Source organism: Hansschlegelia beijingensis, from assembly GCF_045505405.1.
Classification (GTDB): domain Bacteria; phylum Pseudomonadota; class Alphaproteobacteria; order Rhizobiales; family Methylopilaceae; genus Methylopila; species Methylopila beijingensis_A.
On the sequence record NZ_JBJKEX010000537.1, the window covers coordinates 1 to 1,275 of the forward strand.

The 1,275-nt window shown below is 70.6% G+C and carries 2 protein-coding genes; both read left to right on the top strand.

What is annotated here, in order from left to right:
- Positions 1 to 120 precede the first annotated feature (120 nt).
- The gene (locus ACIKT0_RS18480) at positions 121 to 702 is read left to right on the top strand and encodes an NADPH-dependent FMN reductase (protein WP_407106777.1); all 582 of its coding nucleotides are present in this window, start codon (positions 121 to 123) and stop codon (positions 700 to 702) included.
- A complete protein-coding gene (gene pyrF, locus ACIKT0_RS18485) occupies positions 699 to 1,235 on the top strand; it encodes an orotidine-5'-phosphate decarboxylase (RefSeq protein WP_407106778.1) in 537 nt (178 codons plus the stop codon). Before ACIKT0_RS18480 ends, pyrF begins: the two co-directional genes overlap by 4 nt.
- The last annotated feature ends 40 nt before the right edge of the window (positions 1,236 to 1,275 follow it).

Below are 1,275 nucleotides of genomic sequence, written 5' to 3' on the forward strand. Positions count from 1 at the left end.
TCCGCGCCTTTCCAGCCGTCGAGAACGTTCGCGGCGGAATTTGCGTCCGCGTCGCCCGCGGCAGTCTGACCGCAGTCGGCGCGCGGGGCCCGACGCCTTCCGCTCGCCACGGAGCCCCTTATGGCCGCACCCAAGATCGTCGTTCTCGCTGGCTCGGTCCGGACCGGGTCCATCAACGAGAAACTCGCGCGCGCGGCCGCAAGGTCGCTTGCCGCCGCGGGAGCCGAGGTCACGCATATTTCGCTGCGGGACTACCCGCTGCCGCTCTATGACGCCGAGCTCCAGGCGCGGGACGGCGTGCCGGACTCCGCGCGCCGGCTCGTCGATCTCTTCCTCGAGCACCAGGGCGCGTTCGTCGCCAGCCCCGAATACAACGCGAGCTTCACGCCGCTGCTGAAGAACACCTTCGACTGGATGTCGCGGATCAATATCGAAGGTCGCCCGCCGCTTCCCGCCTTCAAGCAGCGCGTCTTCGCCCTCGGCGCCGTCTCGAACGGCGCTCTCGGCGGCTACCGTGGGCTTACACAGCTGCGCGCCATGATGGAGCTCGGGCTCGGGGCGCTGGTGCTGCCCGACATGGTCGCCGTCGGAAACGCCGCGGAGGCGTTCTCGGAGGATGGCGGCCTCACGGCGCCGCGCACGTCAGCCTTCCTGGACGAGGTGGTGCGGAAGCTCGTCCACCATGCCGGAGCCCTCGCGTGAGCGCGACGGAGCGGGCCGCAGCCGCGCCGACGCCGGCGGACCCCAGGGATCGGCTGATCGTCGGCCTCGACGTCGCGACCGTGGCCGAGGCCGAATCGATGGTCGACCGTCTCGGCGACTCGGTGGCCATCTACAAGATCGGCTTCGAGCTGGTGATGGCGGGCGGGCTCGCGCTGGCGGAGCGCCTGGCGCGCTCCGACAAGAAGGTGTTCGTGGACATGAAGCTCCACGACATCGGCGCGACCGTGGAGAAGGCCACGCGTCAGGTCGCGCGGCTCGGCACCGCCTTCCTGACCGTTCACGCCTATCCGCAGACGCTGCGCGCGGCGGTCGAAGGCCGGGGGGACAGCGGCCTCAAGATCCTTGGCGTGACGGTGCTGACCTCCTGGGACGCGGCCGACATACGGGAGGCCGGCTTTCAGGACACGCCCGAAGAGCTCGTCGCGCGCCGGGTCGGCCATGCGCTGAGCGCCGGGGCGGACGGCGTCATCTGCGCGCCCGCACCGCTGCGGCCACAGAGGCCATGTATCTGATGGCCGACCACGCCTTCTCGCTCGGCTTCCGCCGCTACGA